General features: G+C 58.1%; 18 protein-coding genes. 7 read left to right on the forward strand and 11 right to left on the reverse strand.

All coding sequences use genetic code 11. The annotated features are described in order from the left end of the window. Positions 1-628: 628 nt before the first annotated feature. The 3 genes from KFS80_RS09205 to KFS80_RS09215 all read right to left on the reverse strand — a co-directional run bounded on the left by KFS80_RS09205 (position 629) and on the right by KFS80_RS09215 (position 3,428). Positions 629-1,915 (reverse strand): ATP-binding protein, encoded by a 1,287-nt coding sequence (locus KFS80_RS09205; protein ID WP_212544607.1) that lies wholly within the window; start codon positions 1,913-1,915, stop codon positions 629-631. After that, positions 1,916-2,623: a response regulator gene (locus KFS80_RS09210; RefSeq protein WP_053121339.1), complete on the reverse strand. Its 708-nt coding sequence runs from the start codon at positions 2,621-2,623 to the stop codon at positions 1,916-1,918. A 196-nt stretch (positions 2,624-2,819) separates the two neighbouring features. Then, positions 2,820-3,428: a MiaE family protein gene (locus KFS80_RS09215; protein ID WP_212544608.1), complete on the reverse strand. Its 609-nt coding sequence runs from the start codon at positions 3,426-3,428 to the stop codon at positions 2,820-2,822. 158 nt (positions 3,429-3,586) lie between these two features. Here KFS80_RS09215 and KFS80_RS09220 point away from each other — a divergent pair, with 158 nt between their 5' ends. Next, entirely contained in the window at positions 3,587-4,450 is an 864-nt protein-coding gene (locus KFS80_RS09220; RefSeq protein WP_053121342.1) for a universal stress protein, read from the forward strand. An 86-nt stretch (positions 4,451-4,536) separates the two neighbouring features. Here KFS80_RS09220 and KFS80_RS09225 read toward each other — a convergent pair whose 3' ends face one another. After that, on the reverse strand, positions 4,537-5,007 hold the full coding sequence (locus KFS80_RS09225; RefSeq protein ID WP_053121344.1) for a DUF1289 domain-containing protein: 471 nt from the start codon (positions 5,005-5,007) through the stop codon (positions 4,537-4,539). A gap of 410 nt (positions 5,008-5,417) precedes the next feature. Here KFS80_RS09225 and acnB point away from each other — a divergent pair, with 410 nt between their 5' ends. Next, entirely contained in the window at positions 5,418-8,027 is a 2,610-nt protein-coding gene (acnB, locus tag KFS80_RS09230) for a bifunctional aconitate hydratase 2/2-methylisocitrate dehydratase (RefSeq protein ID WP_212544738.1), read from the forward strand. A gap of 252 nt (positions 8,028-8,279) precedes the next feature. Here the strand turns inward: acnB and KFS80_RS09235 are convergent, their stop codons facing one another. From KFS80_RS09235 to KFS80_RS09250, 4 genes are all read right to left on the reverse strand, one after another. Then, positions 8,280-9,560, reverse strand: coding sequence for an HAAAP family serine/threonine permease (locus tag KFS80_RS09235; RefSeq protein ID WP_212544609.1), 1,281 nt, complete (start codon positions 9,558-9,560; stop codon positions 8,280-8,282). A gap of 250 nt (positions 9,561-9,810) precedes the next feature. Continuing rightward, positions 9,811-9,984: a hypothetical protein gene (locus KFS80_RS09240; RefSeq protein WP_178124195.1), complete on the reverse strand. Its 174-nt coding sequence runs from the start codon at positions 9,982-9,984 to the stop codon at positions 9,811-9,813. 36 nt (positions 9,985-10,020) lie between these two features. Beyond that, the gene (locus KFS80_RS09245) at positions 10,021-10,215 is read right to left on the reverse strand and encodes a hypothetical protein (RefSeq protein WP_159814142.1); all 195 of its coding nucleotides are present in this window, start codon (positions 10,213-10,215) and stop codon (positions 10,021-10,023) included. 179 nt (positions 10,216-10,394) lie between these two features. Then, a complete protein-coding gene (locus tag KFS80_RS09250; protein WP_159815700.1) occupies positions 10,395-10,760 on the reverse strand; it encodes a DUF6124 family protein in 366 nt (121 codons plus the stop codon). A 600-nt stretch (positions 10,761-11,360) separates the two neighbouring features. Between KFS80_RS09250 and KFS80_RS09255 the strand changes: the two genes are divergently transcribed. The 5 genes from KFS80_RS09255 to KFS80_RS09275 all read left to right on the forward strand — a co-directional run bounded on the left by KFS80_RS09255 (position 11,361) and on the right by KFS80_RS09275 (position 15,677). Further along, positions 11,361-11,744: a tautomerase family protein gene (locus KFS80_RS09255; protein WP_212544610.1), complete on the forward strand. Its 384-nt coding sequence runs from the start codon at positions 11,361-11,363 to the stop codon at positions 11,742-11,744. 206 nt (positions 11,745-11,950) lie between these two features. Continuing rightward, positions 11,951-12,475: a cysteine hydrolase family protein gene (locus KFS80_RS09260; protein WP_212544611.1), complete on the forward strand. Its 525-nt coding sequence runs from the start codon at positions 11,951-11,953 to the stop codon at positions 12,473-12,475. A 141-nt stretch (positions 12,476-12,616) separates the two neighbouring features. Beyond that, positions 12,617-13,585 carry a 2-hydroxyacid dehydrogenase gene (locus KFS80_RS09265; protein WP_212544612.1) on the forward strand — a complete coding sequence of 323 codons (969 nt, stop codon included), beginning with the start codon at positions 12,617-12,619 and terminating at the stop codon, positions 13,583-13,585. Positions 13,586-13,819: 234 nt separating this feature from the next. Next, positions 13,820-14,887, forward strand: coding sequence for a phosphotransferase family protein (locus KFS80_RS09270; protein WP_212544613.1), 1,068 nt, complete (start codon positions 13,820-13,822; stop codon positions 14,885-14,887). A 22-nt stretch (positions 14,888-14,909) separates the two neighbouring features. Continuing rightward, a complete protein-coding gene (locus KFS80_RS09275) occupies positions 14,910-15,677 on the forward strand; it encodes an SDR family oxidoreductase (protein ID WP_007911074.1) in 768 nt (255 codons plus the stop codon). Between the two features lie 131 nt (positions 15,678-15,808). On the opposite strand, the gene KFS80_RS09280 is transcribed toward KFS80_RS09275, so the two are convergent. The 3 genes from KFS80_RS09280 to KFS80_RS09290 form a co-directional block, all read right to left on the reverse strand. Then, a complete protein-coding gene (locus KFS80_RS09280) occupies positions 15,809-16,018 on the reverse strand; it encodes a hypothetical protein (protein WP_053121366.1) in 210 nt (69 codons plus the stop codon). Between the two features lie 831 nt (positions 16,019-16,849). Continuing rightward, positions 16,850-17,107, reverse strand: a complete 258-nt coding sequence (locus tag KFS80_RS09285) for a DUF1652 domain-containing protein (protein ID WP_053121368.1) — start codon at positions 17,105-17,107, stop codon at positions 16,850-16,852. A 135-nt stretch (positions 17,108-17,242) separates the two neighbouring features. Then, positions 17,243-18,733, reverse strand: a complete 1,491-nt coding sequence (locus KFS80_RS09290; protein WP_053121370.1) for a helix-turn-helix transcriptional regulator — start codon at positions 18,731-18,733, stop codon at positions 17,243-17,245. Between the last annotated feature and the right edge of the window lie 175 nt (positions 18,734-18,908).

Here is an 18,908-nt window from a genome sequence, read left to right on the forward strand (position 1 = left end):
TGGCCTCATCGCGAGCAGGCTCACTCCTACAAGGTTTGGTGGTGCCTACAATATTTGGACACGACAGATAACCCATGTAGGAGTGAGCCTGCTCGCGATGGCGGTGGGTCAGTCACAGCTGTTTTGACTGGGCTGGCGCCTTCGCGAGCAAGCCCGCTCCCACAGGTTTTGAGGGGTGGCTGAGATTCTGGTAACACCACAAATCCCTGTGGGAGCCTGGCTTGCCAGCGATGGCGGTGGGTCAGTCAGCGTTGTTTTGACTGGGCTGACGCCTTCGCGAGCAAGCCCGCTCTCACAGGTTTTGAGGGGTGGCTGAGATTCTGGCAATACCACAAATTCCTGTGGGAGCCTGGCTTGCCAGCGATGGCGGTGGGTCAGTCAGCGTTGTTTTGACTGGGCTGACGCCTTCGCGAGCAAGCTCGCTCCCACAGGCTTTGAGGGGTGGCTGAGACTCTGGTAACACCACAAATTCCTGTGGGAGCCTGGCTTGCCAGCGATAGCGGTGGTTCAGTCAGCATTGTTTTGAATGGGCTGACGCTTTCGCGAGCAAGCCCGCTCCCACGGGGGGAATGCATTTCAAATGTGGGAGCGGGCTTGCTCGCGAAGAGGCCTTGACCACCACCGCGAATCAATCCAGATGTGCCCACGTCATCCGAAACGACGCCCCACCCCAAGGCGACTCCCCAACCTCAACCTGTCCGCCATGTGATTGCGACACGCGCCGTACCAGCGCCAGGCCCAAACCGAATCCACCCGTGCGCCGATCCCGACTGGCATCCAGCCGCGAGAACGGTTCGAAAATCTTCTCCCGCCCTTCCAGCGGCACGCCCGGCCCATCGTCGTTGACCCGCACCTCGTAATAATCCCCGGTGCGCACCAGCGTCACTTCGACTTTTTGCTCGGCATAACGAATCGCGTTGCGCAGCAGGTTGATCACCGCCCGCGCCATAAACCGTGGTTCGATGCGCACCGTGTCGAGCCGGCATTCACCAATCAGCAACTGCACGCCCGCCGCTTCCGCCTCCAGCGCGACGCTGCCGACCACGCTGTCGAGCCAGTTGGTCGCCTGAATGTTCTCGCGTTTGATCACCGTCGCACCGCGTTCAAGGCTGGCGTAAGTCAGCAACTCGGAGACCATTTCCTCCAACTCGCCAAGGTCGGCGTACATGTCGGCAATCAGCTCACGGCTCTGGCTGGCGTCCGGCTGCTGCTTCAGTTGATCCAGCTCAAACGACAGCCGCGCAATCGGCGTGCGCAGTTCGTGAGACACCGCGTTGGTCAGCTCGCGTTGATTGGCGATCAGGCCTTCGATGCGCGCGGCCATCAAGTTGAAGTGTTCCGCCAGATCACGAATGTTCGAGCGCTTCGACAACTGAATGCGCGCCGACAGATCGTTATCGCCAAAACGCTCAGCGGCCAGCCGCAGCTTCTCCAGATCGCGCCAGTGCGGGCGCACCCAGAAGAACAACACGATGCCGATCAGCACCGCCAGCATCATGTACGCCGCCGTGATGTAGAACGGCATCAGGCTCGGCTCGGGCGGCAGCTTGATGCTGAGCAGTTGCGAACCGCCGTCAATGTTGCTGATGAACTGTGTGTAGTTGTCGCGGGTCACCAACAGATTCTGCGCAAGTTCGGCTTTCTCTTTGTCGCTCAGTTTCAGCTGATCGGCCTCGACCAGCCCCAGCGACAGACCATAATGCGGGCGCAACGCCTCAAGCTGCTGCTCGCGCGCTTCGCCTTGCTGATCGCGCATGTGCTCGACCAGCGACCACGCCTGCCCGCGCACCGCTTCACGGTTGTAGGCCTGCATCTGATTGTCGAGCAAGGCGTTGAAGGTGTGCTCGACCGTCTGCAGGGCCAGCACCAGCCCCACCGTCATTACCAGAAACAACCCGAGAAATAAGCGCAGCATCTACAGCTCCCAGGCAAACGGATTGAACAGATAACCCTTGCCCCACACGGTCTTGATGCACACCGGTTCGCGCGGATTGTCTTTGAGTTTGTTGCGCAGTTTGCTGATGTACACGTCGACGCTGCGGTTAAGCCCGTCGAAAGCAATCCCGCGCATGCGGTTGAGGATGTCATCACGCGAAAGAATCTTGCCGGCAGCGCTGGCGAGCAACCACAGCAGTTCGAATTCCATGGTGGTCATTTCGATGATCTCACCGGCCAGACGCACCTCGCGGCAACTGCGGTCGATGCTCAACTGACCAAACTCCAGCGAACTGACCACGCTGCTGTCCGGCACCTGACGGCGTTGCAACGCGCGCAAGCGGGCAAGCAGCACCGGTGGTTTGATCGGTTTGATCACGTAGTCGTCGGCACCGGATTCCAGACCGAGAATGTGGTCGAGGTCGTCTTCCTTGGCGGTCAAAATGACGATTGGTGTGTCCGACACGCTGCGAATTTCGCGACACACGTGCAGACCGCTCTGCCCCGGCAGCATGAGGTCGAGCACCACCACTTTCGGTTTGAATTCGAGAAAAGCGGCCACGGCCAGATCGCCACGGTGCACCGTGCGCACTTCGTAGCCGTGTTGTTCGAGGAAGTGAGCGATCAGCGCCGCGAGACGCTCGTCGTCTTCCACCAGAAGGACTTTGCCGAAACCCAGGTTATCCATAACGACCGTCTGCCAACCCATCTGTGAAGTGGTCGACATTATGGCGGCATTCGCGGGCGGAAGCCGGTTATCGGTGATGTTTCATACTCTTAAGAGTTTTTAACAATCACACGCAAAAGATCGCAGCCTTCGGCAGCTCCTACATTTGGAATGCGTTTCCCCTGTAGGAGCTGCCGAAGGCTGCGATCTTTTGATCTCAACGGTTTACAGGCACACCACTGTGAAAGCGGAATTCTTCATCCGGCGATTCAATCAACTCTTGCTCCGCCGCACGAACCCGCACGATCACTTGCTCAACATCCTTGGCATCACCGTACTGATAAGCCAGCTTCAGATACCCCTGAAAATGCCGCGCCTCGCTTTTCAGCAAACCGAAATAGAACTTGCCGATTTCCTCATCAAGATGCGGCACTAGCGCTTCAAAACGCTCGCAACTACGCGCTTCGATAAACGCGCCCACTACCAGCGTATCCACCAGTTTCACCGGTTCATGACTGCGCACCACTTTGCGCAGGCTCGACGCGTATCGGCCGGCGTGCAGCTGGCGCAGTTCGATCTTGCGACGTTTCATCAGGCGCATGACCTGTTCGTGGTGCACCAGTTCTTCCCGGGCCAGACGCGACATCATGTTGATCAGGTCGACGTGGGAATGGTACTTGGCTATCAGGCTCAGCGCGGTGCTGGCGGCCTTGAACTCGCAGTTCTTGTGGTCGATCAGCAGGGTTTCCTGATCGGCCAGTGCAGCCTGAACCCAAGCGTCGGGAGTGCGACAGCCAAGGAATTCGTGGATTTCGGGAAGGATCATGGGGCTCACGGTAAAGGTGTTCGAGCGAAGGGCGCCGATTATACCGGCCTATCCGCAGACCACCAGCGGCTGGCGTTGATATGCATCAAGTCGCGCACGTTCTGGCAGCAACTATAGTTGTGCAACGCCGTGCCTTTTCTTTGCTGGAGACTCCGCTCATGCAAGCCATTCGCAGCATTCTGGTGGTCATCGAACCCGAACATTCGGAAAGCCTGGCGCTCAAGCGCGCCAAGTTGATCGCGGGCGTGACCCAGGCCCATCTGCACCTGCTGGTCTGCGACAAGAAGCACGACCACGCCGGCATGCTCGGCGTGCTCAAAGCCGCGCTACTGGCGGACGGTTACAGCGCCACCACCGAACAGGCGTGGAACGAGAGCTTGCACGAAACCATCATCGATGTGCAGCAGGCCGAGGGCTGCGGACTGGTGATCAAGCAGCATTTCCCGGACAGCTCACTGAAGAAAGCCCTGCTGACTCCGGCGGACTGGAAACTGCTGCGCCACTGCCCTACCCCGGTGCTGCTGGTGAAAACGTCGACCTCGTGGAAAGACCGAGTAATTCTGGCGGCGGTCGATGTCGGCAATGCCGATGGCGAGCACCGGCATTTGCACAATACGATCATTGATCACGGCTACGACATCGCGGCCCTGGCCAAGGCGCATCTGCATGTGATCGCGGCGCATCCATCACCGATGCTGTCGGCGGCGGATCCGACGTTCCAGCTCAGCGAAACCATCGAAGCGCGCTATCGCGAGCAATGCCGGGCGTTTCAGGCGGAATTTGATATCGATGACGAGCATCTGCACATCGAAGAAGGCCCGGCGGATGTGTTGATTCCGTTTATGGCGCACAAGCTGCAGGCAGCGGTGACTGTGATTGGCACGGTGGCGCGCACCGGGTTGTCGGGGGCGCTGATCGGCAATACGGCGGAAGTGGTGCTGGATGAGCTGGAGAGTGATGTGCTGGTGCTCAAACCGCAGGAGGTTGAGGATCATTTGGTGGAGTTGGCGGTGAAGCATTAAGTGCAAAAGATCGCAGCCTTCGGCAGCTCCTACAGGTAGGACGCATTCCCATGTAGGAGCTGCGGCACGCTGCGATCTTTTGATCTTCAGGCGCCAAAGGCGTCTTTGAGGAATCCGGGGGCGATGTAGCGCTGATAATGCGCTTCCGACAGCAGGAAGAATTCCCGATCAATGGCATCACGCAATTCCGGCAAATTCCAGTCACGAAACTCCGGCAACAACACCATCCCGTACGCGTCGAGATTAATGATCACCCGCGCCCCCCGGGCAATCAGCTGATACGCCCAGCAATATTCCGATTGATGCGGCACGAAGCGGATCTTGCGCTGTTCGAGCTGCTCGCGCAGGCGCGCCGAATCGAAAATCTCGACCTTGCCCGCCATCACTTGTGACAGCAATTGCTCCAGCCGCAACCACACCGCACGTTTTTCCTCCTCGTTGTACCCATTCCAATGGATCACTTCGTGGTGGAAACGCTTGCAGCCACGGCACACCAGATCACCGTAAACAGTGGAGCAGAGGCCGACGCAGGGAGTCTTGATGGTCTGATTGGGCATAAAGTAGGCAAAGGCACTGAAACGCGGAACAGGTCGGCATGTTAGCCCTTTGTCTAACATTCATCACCCCTCAAAGTTCAGGGGTGAACTTACCTTTAAATTTTTTTTGCCGTAGAATCAGCCAGCCTTTTAAGGCGCCAATGTCCGTTAGAAGCTGTTTTCAAAGCGTCACGAGCACAGTCGTTCCTTCAGAGCGGTGTTGGCGAAGGGTTTTTCCAGCGGGGAAAAGCCCAACGCCAACCCTCATCAGCTCCCCGTTCTGCAGGCGTAAAACTTTGAAAGCAGCTTCTGTAAGGAATGGTCGGTAATTCTGGCTAAGTGGCCCACAACGCCACGCAGCGCATGAGTACGGCCATTTCGGGATGAGCGTCCCGGACACCCATTTGGGACCACTGATGAGGGTAATAACTGTGCTTGAAGCCTACCGCAAACATATCGAAGAGCGTGCAGCCCTGGGTATCGTTCCCCAGCCGCTTAACGCCGAACAAACAGCAGGCCTGGTCGAGCTGCTGAAAAACCCTCCGGCTGGCGAAGAAGAATTCCTCGTTGACCTGATCACCAATCGCATTCCACCAGGCGTGGACGAAGCGGCCTATGTAAAAGCCGGCTTCCTGTCTGCACTGGCCAAGGGCGAAGTTTCCTCCCCTCTGCTGGACAAAAAACGCGCTGTAGAACTGCTCGGCACCATGCAGGGCGGCTACAACATCGTGACCCTGGTTGAGCTGCTGGACGACGCCGAACTGGCGCCTGTCGCTGCCGCGCAACTCAAGCACACCCTGCTGATGTTCGATGCGTTCCACGACGTCGCGGAAAAAGCCAAGAACGGCAACGTTCACGCTAAAGCCGTGCTGCAATCCTGGGCTGACGGCGAGTGGTTCAAAAACCGCCCGACTCTGGCCGACAAGATCAGCCTGCGCGTGTTCAAGGTTACCGGCGAAACCAACACCGACGACCTCTCCCCTGCTCCAGATGCCTGGTCGCGTCCAGACATCCCGCTGCATGCCCTGGCCATGCTGAAAATGGCCCGCGACGGCATCGTTCCTGATCAGCAGGGCGCCATCGGCCCGATGAAGCAGATCGAAGAAATGCGCGGTCAAGGCTTCCCGATCGCCTACGTCGGTGACGTGGTCGGTACTGGCTCTTCGCGTAAATCCGCTACCAACTCGGTACTGTGGTTCTTCGGCGACGACGTTCCTTACGTGCCGAACAAGCGCGCTGGCGGTTTCTGCTTCGGCAGCAAAATCGCTCCGATCTTCTACAACACCATGGAAGATGCCGGCGCACTGCCAATCGAGTTCGACGTTTCCAACATGAACATGGGCGACGTGATCGACCTGTACCCGCATGCTGGCAAAGTTTGCAAACACGGCACCGACGAAGTCCTGACCACCTTCGAAATGAAGACCCCGGTACTGTTGGACGAAGTCCGTGCTGGCGGCCGTATTCCGCTGATCATCGGCCGTGGCCTGACCGAGAAGGCTCGCGCCGAACTGGGTCTGCCTGCGTTCGACCTGTTCAAGAAGCCTGACGCACCGATCGAAAGCACCAAGGGTTACACCCTGGCGCAGAAAATGGTCGGCAAGGCGTGCGGTCTGGCAGAAGGCAAAGGCATCCGTCCTGGCACCTACTGCGAACCGAAAATGACCACCGTGGGTTCTCAGGACACCACCGGTCCAATGACCCGTGACGAACTGAAAGACCTGGCGTGCCTGGGCTTCTCGGCTGACCTGGTGATGCAGTCCTTCTGCCACACCGCGGCGTATCCAAAGCCGATCGACGTGACCACCCACCACACCCTGCCTGACTTCATCATGACCCGCGGCGGCGTTTCCCTGCGTCCGGGCGACGGCATCATCCACTCGTGGCTGAACCGCATGCTGCTACCAGACACCGTCGGTACCGGTGGTGACTCGCACACCCGTTTCCCGATGGGCATTTCGTTCCCGGCCGGTTCCGGTCTGGTTGCGTTTGCTGCGGCCACCGGCGTTATGCCGCTGGACATGCCGGAATCGATCCTGGTGCGTTTCAAAGGCAAAATGAAACCTGGCATCACCCTGCGTGACCTGGTTCATGCGATTCCTTACTTCGCTATCCAGAACGGTCTGCTGACCGTCGAGAAGAAAGGCAAGAAAAACGCCTTCTCCGGCCGCATCCTGGAAATCGAAGGTCTGGAAGGTCTGACCCTCGAGCAAGCGTTCGAACTGTCCGACGCCTCGGCCGAACGTTCGGCTGCCGGTTGCACCATCAAGCTGTCGAAAGAGTCGATCACCGAGTACCTGAACTCCAACATCACCCTGCTGCGCTGGATGATCGGCGAAGGTTACGGCGATGCTCGTACTCTGGAACGTCGCGCTCAAGCGATGGAAGCCTGGGTTGCCAATCCGGAACTGATGGAAGCCGATGCCGACGCCGAATACGCCGAAATCATCGAAATCGATCTGGCCGACATCAGCGAGCCTGTACTGTGCGCGCCGAACGACCCGGACGACGCCCGTCTGCTGTCCAGCGTTGCTGGCGAGAAGATCGACGAAGTGTTCATCGGTTCGTGCATGACCAACATCGGTCACTTCCGTGCTGCCGGTAAACTGCTGGATCAGGTCAAGGGTCAGCTGCCAACCCGTCTGTGGCTGTCGCCGCCGACCAAAATGGACGCTCACCAACTGACCGAAGAAGGCTACTACGGCATCTACGGCAAGGCCGGCGCACGTATGGAAATGCCAGGCTGCTCGCTGTGCATGGGTAACCAGGCACGTGTAGAGCCGAATGCGACTGTTGTATCGACTTCGACCCGTAACTTCCCGAACCGTCTGGGCGACGGCGCGAACGTCTACCTGGCTTCGGCCGAGCTGGCGTCCGTGGCTTCGATCCTGGGTCGCCTGCCGACCGTCGAGGAGTACATGGAATACGCTGGCAAGATCGACAGCATGGCGGCCGATATCTACCGCTACCTGTCTTTCGACCAGATCGCCGAGTTCCGTGAAGCTGCTGCGAACGCCAACATCCCGGTCGTTCAAGCCTAACGTTACAACGCAATAAAAAACGCCGCCTATCGTGAGATGAGCGGCGTTTTTTTATGCCCGCCACCACAACCCATCCCTGTGGGAGCTGAGCTTGCTCGCGAAAGCGGTTGGTCACTCAACAACGGTGTTGGCTGATACACCGCCTTCGCGAGCAAGCTCGGCTCCTACAGAAACCGGTGGCAAGCCAGGCACTGGCGAAAAAAAACCGCTGTGCCTGGGCAGGCACAGCGGTTCTTTTCGATTGAATCCGCGCTACATCGTCAGCTTGTAAACCAATGCCGAAATCGCCACCAGACCTACCGCCGTGACAAACACGTTCGACGCCTGACCACGATAGCGCGCCATCGCCGGTACTTTGCGAATCGCGTACATCGGCATCAGGAACAGAATCGCCGCGATCACCGGGCCGCCAACGGTTTCGATCATGCCGAGAATGCTTGGGTTCAGCGTTGCGATGATCCAGCAGATCACCAGCATGAACGCCGCCACGATGCGATCCAGTGCCTTGGCGCCCGGACGTTTGCCGCTTTTCACGATCAAGCCTTTCAGGCCTTCGCTGGCACCGATGTAGTGACCGAGGAACGACTTCGAGATCGCCACAAACGCAATCAACGGCGCGGCAAACTCAATAGTCGGATTGTTGAAGTGGTTGGCCAGGTACGACAGGATCGACAGGTTCTGTTCCTTGGCCTCCGCCAATTGCTCCGGCGACAGCGTCAGCACGCAACTGAAGACGAAGAACAGCACCATCAGCACCATCAACGCATGGGCGCGGAACAGGATCTGCGAGCTGCGCTCATCGGCATGCACGCCATACTGACGCTTCTGATCCACCGCAAACGCCGAAATGATCGGCGAGTGGTTGAACGAGAACACCATCACCGGAATCGCCAGCCACAGCGTGTGCAGCAGCGCCGACGCTGGCGGCACCTGCGAAACAGTGGTGAGGATGCCGCCGTTCCAGTGCGGAATCAGGTACACCCCCAGAAACAGCAACGCGACGATAAACGGATAGACCATCAGGCTCATTGCCTTGACGATGGCGTCCTGGCCGCAACGCACCACTGCCAGCAAACCAAGAATCAGCACGAACGACAGCAGCGCACGCGGCGGCGGCGTGATGTGCAATTGATGTTCAAGGAAACTGGCGACCGTATTGGTCAGGCCCACGCTGTAGATCAGCAGAATCGGGAAGATCGCAAAGAAGTACAGCAGCGTGATCAGCGCACCAGCCTTAATGCCGAAATGCTGCTCGACCACTTCAGTGATGTCAGCGCCTTCGCGACCGGACAGCACAAAACGGGTCAGACCACGGTGTGCGTAGAACGTCATCGGGAACGCCAACAGCGCAAGCACCACCAGCGGCCAGAAGCCACCCAAGCCTGCGTTGATCGGCAAATACAGGGTACCGGCGCCAATGGCCGTCCCGAACAACCCCAACATCCAGGTGGTGTCCTGGCGATTCCAGCTCGAAAGTTCAGCGGGTGCTGCTGCATCAAAGCGCTCTTCGACGCTATTGGCCTGATCATTCATCCGGTCGGATCTCCGCATTCCGGTCACTTGCCACTCGGTCAGGACGCGTCGGAAAAAACCGACAGACATGCTCCGGCCGAAACAGGGGCGCGATTCTCCGCGATAAATGAGCAGAAGCAAAGACTTAGCTGAGGAATGGTTGTGCGGAGCAGATCAGCGTGGTGTCGTTTTTGAGAAAATGGCTGTCGTCAACGAGCACGCAATCTGTCGTTTTTCGGCAAGTTATCGCATCGGGCATGAGGGATAAACCTCATCCGACTAATCGACCCAACATGAAACCCATTGCCATGCAAAACAGACCGAAAGCCAGCATCGCCCAGACAGGTAACATGTCGCCTTTGTTTTTGATGCGCACTCTCTCAGCCCATTCATCGTGCTCTCGCTCGAGTTCTTCCATTCTGGCTTTTAGGTCATAGGTGCTCATTTTTGATTGTCCTTTTGGGTTAGAAGGTTCAAGTACTTAAGACTTGAAAAAGAAGCCTGCTACGGCAGTGATTGCGGTCACCAGCCCCCCTAATATTGCGAGCGGATATAAATTCGCCTCCCTGCTCAGTTTTTTTTCCTCCGTCAAAAGCTTTTGACGTTCGGCTACGAGTTTGCGTGTCTCATTCAGGAGCCTTTCGAGTTCCAGGTTTTCCCGATTATTTTGAAGCATTCGCCTTCCTTGGCTATTGGCAACCACTGTCCAGGCTGCCTTGCACACACATCATTCCTCGTTCATCCTCTACCGAATAGCAGACGGATCTGTTGGGTGCGTAGGCAAAATCCTCGAGTTACGTAGGCAGCCTCATACAGAGACAGCGGCGAGACTTATCACCTCGCCGCCGGGCTGGATCAATCGACCGGTACCAAATTATCGAGCACCTGATTAACAGCCAACTCACCCAACATCACAACCTGCGCAATGCCCAACAACGTTCTGCGATGCGTGCCTTCCAGCATCCCCGCCAAGTCGTTGATCATTACGCAAGCCGAACCGAGGCTCTCACTGGCGTCGGCCAATAGAGGTTCGTTCGCACTGGCCGGGTTGACCATGAACAAACGGTTGGACACATACGGTGCGGCCATGATTTCGGCAGTGGGAGGGCCGAGGTAGTGGTCGAGGGCGCGCTCGGCGGCTTCGTGGAATTTCTTGGATTGGGAGGATTCGTAGGGCGATGCCGGATCGGTGGCCGGCGGGTTTGGCGTTACCTTGAACATAAATGCTTACCTCGTAATAAGGCTGCATCCATTCCACCGCTAAGCAAAAGGGAGGCAGCTGTGCGCAAGTTAGCGGTCCGGTAAGCATTCACAACCCGGCGCATCCGAAGATGCCATGCGCACAGCCACCATCGAGCGCAGGCGAAAGCCTGACTTGATAGGACTTGTACAACCGTGGATGCATACCGAGCCGCTAAGCCCGATCACTGGAAATCAGTGACCCGATCAACGTTACCGACCCACCCCAAGGCGCACAAGCCGGCGGATTCTGTCTTAGGCGTAGGCAACGACGCAACGATTTGTGGGCAATCGTACGTAACTTCAGGTGTCTATAAACACGAATTACCGAGTTATGTTTATTGGCTGACAACAGTAGGCGAAATGTCCGACAGATTGTGGCGCGAGCACCGTGCAAGAGGCAGGCTTTTGTGTTGGTCATACCGACCTCTTCGCGAGCAAGCCCGCTCCCACAGGTAGAATGCGATCCATTGTGGGAGCGGGCTTGCTCGCGAAGGCGTCGGATCGGCGAGCGAAATACTTTCAATCCCCACCATTTCATCTAGCGTGAGAAAGGCCCCACTACTCCCTCGGAGCCTACCCATGCCATTAGTCCGCGTCGAAATCAAAAAACACCCCGATCCGACCTTTGCCAAACGCATCGGCGAGCAGATTTACAGCGCCATGCGCAGCGCCATCAGCGTCCCGGATCATGACAACTTCCAGATCCTCAACGAGCACGACGCCAATCACTTTATCTTTGACCCCGAGTACCTCGGCATCCAGCGTTCCGAGCAACTGGTGATCATCCAGATCACGCTCAACGAAGGCCGAACGCTGGAGCAGAAAAAAGCGCTGTACCAAACCATCGCGCAGAACCTCAACACGCACCTGTCGATTCGCCTCGAAGACGTGTTCATCAATCTGGTGGAAGTGAAAAAAGAGAACTGGTCGTTCGGCAACGGCATCGCTCAATACGCCAATTGACAGGCGCGCAACCCGCACAGCATGATCAGTCCCATGAACCTTTGCGCGCTGCACCTCACCCGTACCACCACGACCGCCATCGGCGGGTCGTGGTGGTACGGGTGAGGTAACCCCAGCGCAGCAAACCCAAGGCCCCGCCAGCAATGGACGGGGCCTTGTTGTTTCTCCCGTCCGTGCGGCATTTGTAGCACTCAAGGAGAGACATCATGTCTGCAGCACTGTTGATCATCGATATGCAGGTCGGTCTGTTTCATGGCCCGGAACAACCTCATCACGGCGAGCAAATTCTCGCCAACATCCAGCACCTTATCGCCAAGGCGAGACAACAGCAGGTGCCGATCTTTGCGGTACGCCACACCGGCCCCCAAGGTTCGCCGATTGCCGCTGGCAGTCCGTTCTGGCAATTGCTGCCCGAGCTTGAGCTCAACGCTGAAACCGCAACCCTCTTTAACAAGTCCAGACCCAACGCCTTCCACGACACTGGCTTGGCGCAGCAACTGCAATCCAGAAAAATCGAGAATCTCTACCTCGTCGGCATGAAGACTCAATTCTGCATCGACAGCACTTGCCGCGCCGCTGCCGACCTAGGCCTCAAACCCGTGTTGATCGCCGACGCCCACACTTGCATGGACACTCCTGCCCTATCAGCGCAGGCGATTATCGATCACCACAACGCCACCCTCGGTGGCGCCTTCGCCCGGGTAATAAACAGCGCCGACGTAAGCTTCTGACGAAGCGTTCAGGCGAGCCCTGCATCAGCTCCTACACTGGCTGATGCGGAGCAACGCTCAACCATTGCCAAACCGCTCTGGAATCAGCACTCTGAAGCATAATTTGATGCCCTCGACGCCGACGATCACAGGAGCCGCGCAATGCCCGCAACCGTTCTGGTACTGGTTGAAACCATCAACGACTATTTGCCGATTCTGGAAAATCAGGGTTTTCACCTGATCCTCGCGCCGACGCCCGCCGAACGTGCGCAGGCTATTGCCACTCACGGCAGTCGCATCGATGCGGTGCTGACCCGTGGTCCGCTGGGTCTGACGGCTGACGAGATTGCCGCCCTGCCCGCGCTGAAAATCATCACCGTGATCGGGGCCGGTTATGAGCAGGTTGATCTGCAAGCCGCCAGTGATCGCGGGATTACCGTGACCAATGGCGCCGGGGTTAACGCCTCGTCCGTGGCCGACCATGCGATGGCGATGCTGCTGGCATTGGTGCGTGATATTCCGCGTTGTGATGCGGCGGTACGTCGTGGTGAATGGCCGAAGATCATGCGGCCGTCGCTGGCCGGTAAACGCTTGGGGATTCTCGGATTGGGTGCAGTGGGCCTGGCGATTGCCAAGCGCGCACACCTCGGTTTCGACATGGAAATCAGCTACCACAGCCGTCAGGTGCGCAACGAGGTGCCGTACGCGTTTTGCTCGACGCCGACCGAATTGGCGCGCGCTGCGGACTTTCTGATCATCGCGACGCCGGGCGGTATCGGCACGCAGCATATGGTGACGCGTGCAGTGCTCGATGCACTGGGGCCGAAAGGTTTTATCGTCAACATTGCGCGGGCCAGTGTGATTGCCACAGCAGACCTGATCACGGCCCTTGAACAACGAAAAATTGCCGGTGCGGCACTGGATGTGTTCGATCACGAACCGCAAGTGCCGGATGCGCTGAAATCCCTCAGCAACGTATTGCTCACGCCTCACGTTGCCGGCCTGTCGCCAGAGGCCACCCAAGGCACGGTCGAACTGGTGGGCAAAAACCTCGTCGCGTTTTTCTCCGGGCAACCGGTGCTCACCCCGATCGCCCTCCCGCCGAAACTCAGCAACCAGCGCGTGCACTGATCTGACTGACCTGTAGGAGCTGCCGAAGGCTGCGATCTTTTGATCTTGCTTTTATAAGATCAAAAGATCGCAGGCTGCGGCAGCTCCTACACGGTGGTGTCTTGTGCTTATTCGGAACGCTGATTATCCGGCAACACGCTAACCTATAAGACCGCACCGCGCTTGTGAGCAATCGGGCGCGCCATTAGATTAGCCAATGATGTGTGGCCTCCAAAATAAGCAGAAGGGATAAGCATGGCGCTTACTGACCAGTCCACCCGTATCCGCTCTGGCGAAGAACTTGATGCCAGCCTGATCGATCCGTACCTCAAGGCGCATATTCCGGGCCTGAGCGGCACGCCTGCGATCAGCCAGTTTCCCGGCGGCGCGTCGAACCTGACCTACCTGCTGGAATACCCGGAACAGGAATTCGTCCTGCGCCGTCCGCCGTTCGGCCACAAGGCCAAATCCGCCCACGACATGGGCCGCGAATTTCGCATCCTCAATCAGCTGCGCGACGGTTTTCCGTATTGCCCGAAAGCCTACGTTCACTGCACCGACGAGTCGGTGATCGGCGCCGAGTTCTACGTGATGGAACGGGTCAACGGCATCATCCTGCGCTCGGAACTGCCGCCGGAACTGGGCCTCGATTCGACAAAAACCGAAGCGCTGTGCAAGAGCTTTATCGACCGTTTCGTCGAGTTGCACCGTGTCGACTACAACGCCTGCGGCCTCGGCGATCTGGGCAAACCGGAAGGCTACGTCGCCCGCCAGATCAAAGGCTGGAGCGAGCGCTACGAAAAAGCCCTGACCCCGGACGCACCGCTCTGGGAGGCGGTGAAAGCCTGGCTCAACGACAAGATGCCGGCCGATCATCCGACGTCGAGCATCGTCCATAACGACTACCGCTTCGACAACGTCATCCTCGACCCGAACAATCCGATGCAAATCATCGGCGTGCTCGATTGGGAACTGACCACCCTCGGCGATCCGCTGATGGATCTGGGCAACACCCTCGCCTATTGGATTCAGGCCGACGACCCGGCGCCGGTGCAACTGATGCGCCGCCAGCCGAGCCATGCGCCAGGCATGTTGACCCGCCGCGAGTTCGTCGATTACTACGCCGAACGCTCGGGCATCCAGATCGACAATTTCGACTTCTACTACACCTACGGCCTGTTCCGCCTGGCCGGCATCGTGCAGCAGATCTACTACCGCTTCTACCACGGCCAGACCCAGGACAAACGCTTCGCGCAGTTCATTCACATGAACAAACTGCTGGAGCAGATGAGCCTGCAAGTCATCGCGAAATCGAGCCTCTGACGGCCCACACCAAGGAACCCCTATGTCCAAGACTCAGTTGTTCGACCTCGACGGCAAAATCGCTTTCGTCTCCGGCGCAAGCCGTGGCATCGGTGAAGCCATCGCCAAACTGTTGGCCCAGCAAGGCGCGCACGTCATCGTCTCGAGCCGCAAACTCGACGGCTGCCAGCACGTTGCCGACGCGATCATCGCGGCCGGCGGCAAAGCCACTGCAGTGGCCTGCCACATCGGTGAAATGGAGCAGATTGCCCAAGTGTTCGCCGGCATCAAAGAACAATTCGGTCGCCTCGATATTCTGGTCAACAACGCCGCGACCAATCCGCAATTCTGCAACGTGCTCGACACCGATCTCGGCGCGTTCCAGAAGACCGTCGACGTGAACATTCGTGGCTACTTCTTCATGTCCGTTGAAGCCGGCAAGCTGATGCGCGAAAACGGTGGCGGCAGCATCATCAACGTCGCGTCGATCAACGGTATTTCGCCGGGGATCTTCCAAGGCATCTACTCGGTGACCAAGGCTGCGGTGATCAACATGACCAAGGTCTTCGCCAAGGAATGCGCGCAGTTTGGCATCCGCTGCAACGCCCTCCTGCCGGGCCTGACCGACACCAAATTCGCCTCGGCGCTGGTGAAGAACGATGCAATTCTCAAGCAGGCACTGACGCAGATTCCGCTCAAGCGCGTGGCCGATCCGAGCGAAATGGCCGGTGCGGTGCTGTACCTGGCGAGTGATGCGTCAAGCTACACCACCGGTGTTGCGCTGAACGTGGATGGCGGTTTCCTCTCCTGATCCCGCTCAAACCCTGAACGGATCCTGCCCCTGTAGGAGCTGCCGCAGGCTGCGATCTCTTGATTTTCGTGGATCAAGATCAAAAGATCGCAGCCTTCGGCAGCTCCTACAGTTTTTTTCAAGCAATGGATCTATTGCGTGACGCAACGGGTGGTGGTGATGTGTCGAGTCACCTGCTCGTCGATGTACATGTCACCGACCACCTCGGTGCTTTCCTGAATCTGACAAGTGCGTTCCGGCGGCGGAGGCGGCGCCACGGGCGGAGGCGGCGGAGGACTGGCACAACCGGCCAACACACCAAAAATAACCAACGGCAACACGCGTTTCCCAAGACTGTTCATAGGACGACCCGCGAAAAAGGAGCGACAAACTCCCGCGACCCAACCGACCACGAGAGACCTGACCACTCATTCTTTATAGCCGAGGTGAGTGCAAGCGCCAGTGAAATGGCTGGATTGGGGGAATGGGGCTGTCGATTTTGGGGTGGGGATCGCGATTGGATTGCCTGAGAGAGCGCCATCGCGAGTAGGCCTGGCTTCTACAACAGCAAGATCAAAAGATCTCAGCCTTCGGCAGCTCCTACAAAGGATGAGCGCGAGGTTGGCTGCCGCGTATATTCTGAAAGCCCCTCACCCTAGCCCTCTCCCAGAGGGAGAGGGGACTGACCGAGGTGTTTGAGCAAGTTACGCCGACGTGAAATACCGCGCCGCACACAAATCCCGAAAAGCCCAAAAATCAGCTCCCTCTCCCTCGGGAGAGGGCTGGGGTGAGGGGCAAGAACACCCCAAAACCAAAGCCAACCGCGCCCCGCTCCTCACCACTCAACACGATGAGCGCAAGCTCGGGTGCAGCTTTTGATCTTAGAGCCCGTCGGGAGGCTGAGTGGAGGGATTCATACGGGGAAAGCATCGAGAGGAGGTGCAGCGAAGCAAACCGTAGGCGATGCCCCCGGATGAACCCGGAGCGAAGGAACCCGAGCCTTAGCGAGGGCCGGACGTCAGGGCACAGACCTTTGGTTCCTTTGGGGCGTTTGCCAAAGGGACTCGCCGTAAGGGCGAAACCATTAGCAGCCGTAACCGCAGCAACGGATATGTACCCCAAAGCCAAAAGATCAAAAGATCAAAAGATCAAAAGATCAAAAGATCGCAGCCTTCGGCAGCTCCTACACGGGCTCAGGCCAAGTCGGGATCTCGAGACGAGCGCAAAGAATTACTCTCCAACTCATAACGCAATTCTTCAATCAACCCCGCCACCGACTCCGCCGTGCGCAACACATCCAATTTCAACCCACTGACAACCAGATCCACCTGCCCAGACACCGGGTGATAAAGCTTCACCGTCAGCGAATGATCACCATCCACCAGACACTCACACGCCAGCGGCGAAAAACTCTGCTCAAGCTGAGCGCGCAACTGCGCAAGATTCATCATTGAGGCTGTTCCTTTAGCTACTTCGAAGGGACACGGTCACGCAAAAAAAGCCACGCACCGCACCCCACCAGACTAAGAACCACCCGCCCCCACCAGAACCTCAATTTGCACCGGATCAACTAGTGCATTTGCACCCTAACGCTGCCCGCGCCATTCCCCCGAAAACAACCCGCGCTCGCGCGCCCAGACAATCGCCTCACTGCGACTATGAACATCCAGCTTCGAATACACCGTCGCCACATGATTGCGCACGGTATTCGGCGCCAGCTTCAGCCGCGCGGCGATCTCCTTGTCCGCCAAACCCTCACAAATCAGCCCCAACACATCCCGCTCCCGCGCGGTCAGATCGGTAAACGACACACTCGGCAATTGCGGCGAATTGACCTTCTTCACATTCGCCAGCTTCTCGATCAGCGTACGACTGAACCACGAAGCATCCTTCATCACCTCTTCAATCGCCGCCACCAGCTCAAGCTCGGTACGCTTGCGCTCGGTGATGTCCATCAGCACCAGCAAATAACACGGCACATCATGAATATTCACGGTGTCGGCCGACAGCGCACACTCGAGCAAATCGGCGTCCTTGGTGCGCACCCGCACGTCCACCCGATCCACTCGGCCATTGTTCTCAAGCGCCGCGAGCAGACGAGACCGCGCACCGTTGTCATCGATAAAACCAATCTGCGTCACGGTTTTACCGAGCACATCGTCCCCGTCAAAAGCCAGGGTATCGAGAAACGCCTGATTGACGTCGAGCACCCGCTGCTCCTCCGCCGTGCAGATCAGAATCGGCACCGGCGTCAGGCGAAACGCTTTGGCAAAACGCTCCTCGCTCTGACGCAGCGCCACCTCGGCCTTGTGCCGCAGCTCCATGTCGACAAAGGAAAACAGCATGCAATCTTCGTCGTTGAGCACCAGCGGTTGCCCGGCGACGATCACCTGCTTGCTGCTGCCATCGGGCAAGCGCAATTCAGCCTGCATCTGCGGAATGGTCTCGACATCGCGCAGGCGCTGAATGGCCAGATCGCGTTTTTCTGCCTGCTCGTAGATGTCGATTTCATACGCTGACGTGCCGATGACTTGCTCGCGGGTATAGCCGGTCATCTCCAGAAACCCCGGATTGACCTTGATATAGCGCAAGTCGCTGATTCGGCAGATCACCGCCGGCGCCGGGTTGGCATTGAAGGTTTTTTCGAAACGCTGCTCGGCGTTGGCCCAGTCGGTGACGTCGCTCATGATCAACACCAGCGACTCGGGCTGCCCCTCGCGATCGGTAAGGATCATGCTGCGCACGCTGTGTACCCAGACGCGTTCCGGGTCATCCGCCGCATTCACTTCGATCAGCACATCATTGAACGCCTCGCAGCGGGCCACGCGACTGATCGGATAATTCTCGGGCGCCAACGTGTGGTTGTTGCGATAACGCAGGTTGAAACGCTGCGCGTACTCGGCGGCGTTGTGGCCCAGCTCACCGATCCGGCTGACGCCATGCATGGCCAGCGCGGCCTCGTTGGCCCAGAGGATGCTCTGATCCCGCTCCAGCAGAATCACCCCGTCGGACAAACCGGCGATGATTTGCTGCAACTGGCGGCGATTGGTTTCGGTGGTCAGGACTTCCTGGCTCATTGGATCTCCACAAGTGATGCGCCATGTGAAGTGTACGACCGCAGCCACACGTGATCGTGCCGACCAACAATTTCTCCCGGAACACCGCAGTTCCCTGTGGGAACGGGCTTGCTCGCCAAAGCGGTGGGTCATTCAAAGCCGCGTCGCCTGACACTATGCCTTCGCGAGCAAGCTC

Source organism: Pseudomonas rustica (genome assembly GCF_018336155.1).
Lineage (GTDB): Bacteria > Pseudomonadota > Gammaproteobacteria > Pseudomonadales > Pseudomonadaceae > Aquipseudomonas > Aquipseudomonas rustica.

Excerpts from the sequence above, each read along its gene's own strand:
- KFS80_RS09205 (WP_212544607.1), bottom strand. The coding sequence starts at position 1,915 with ATGCTGCGCTTATTTCTCGGGTTGTTTCTGGTAATGACGGTGGGGCTG.
- KFS80_RS09225 (WP_053121344.1), bottom strand. The coding sequence starts at position 5,007 with ATGCCCAATCAGACCATCAAGACTCCCTGCGTCGGCCTCTGCTCCACT.
- KFS80_RS09235 (WP_212544609.1), bottom strand. The coding sequence starts at position 9,560 with ATGAATGATCAGGCCAATAGCGTCGAAGAGCGCTTTGATGCAGCAGCA.
- KFS80_RS09240 (WP_178124195.1), bottom strand. The coding sequence starts at position 9,984 with ATGAGCACCTATGACCTAAAAGCCAGAATGGAAGAACTCGAGCGAGAG.
- KFS80_RS09245 (WP_159814142.1), bottom strand. The coding sequence starts at position 10,215 with ATGCTTCAAAATAATCGGGAAAACCTGGAACTCGAAAGGCTCCTGAAT.
- KFS80_RS09215 (WP_212544608.1), bottom strand. The coding sequence starts at position 3,428 with ATGATCCTTCCCGAAATCCACGAATTCCTTGGCTGTCGCACTCCCGAC.
- KFS80_RS09210 (WP_053121339.1), bottom strand. The coding sequence starts at position 2,623 with ATGGATAACCTGGGTTTCGGCAAAGTCCTTCTGGTGGAAGACGACGAG.
- KFS80_RS09285 (WP_053121368.1), bottom strand. The coding sequence starts at position 17,107 with ATGATGAATCTTGCGCAGTTGCGCGCTCAGCTTGAGCAGAGTTTTTCG.
- KFS80_RS09220 (WP_053121342.1), top strand. The coding sequence starts at position 3,587 with ATGCAAGCCATTCGCAGCATTCTGGTGGTCATCGAACCCGAACATTCG.
- KFS80_RS09290 (WP_053121370.1), bottom strand. The coding sequence starts at position 18,733 with ATGAGCCAGGAAGTCCTGACCACCGAAACCAATCGCCGCCAGTTGCAG.
- KFS80_RS09255 (WP_212544610.1), top strand. The coding sequence starts at position 11,361 with ATGCCATTAGTCCGCGTCGAAATCAAAAAACACCCCGATCCGACCTTT.
- KFS80_RS09250 (WP_159815700.1), bottom strand. The coding sequence starts at position 10,760 with ATGTTCAAGGTAACGCCAAACCCGCCGGCCACCGATCCGGCATCGCCC.
- KFS80_RS09265 (WP_212544612.1), top strand. The coding sequence starts at position 12,617 with ATGCCCGCAACCGTTCTGGTACTGGTTGAAACCATCAACGACTATTTG.
- KFS80_RS09260 (WP_212544611.1), top strand. The coding sequence starts at position 11,951 with ATGTCTGCAGCACTGTTGATCATCGATATGCAGGTCGGTCTGTTTCAT.
- KFS80_RS09280 (WP_053121366.1), bottom strand. The coding sequence starts at position 16,018 with ATGAACAGTCTTGGGAAACGCGTGTTGCCGTTGGTTATTTTTGGTGTG.
- KFS80_RS09270 (WP_212544613.1), top strand. The coding sequence starts at position 13,820 with ATGGCGCTTACTGACCAGTCCACCCGTATCCGCTCTGGCGAAGAACTT.
- KFS80_RS09275 (WP_007911074.1), top strand. The coding sequence starts at position 14,910 with ATGTCCAAGACTCAGTTGTTCGACCTCGACGGCAAAATCGCTTTCGTC.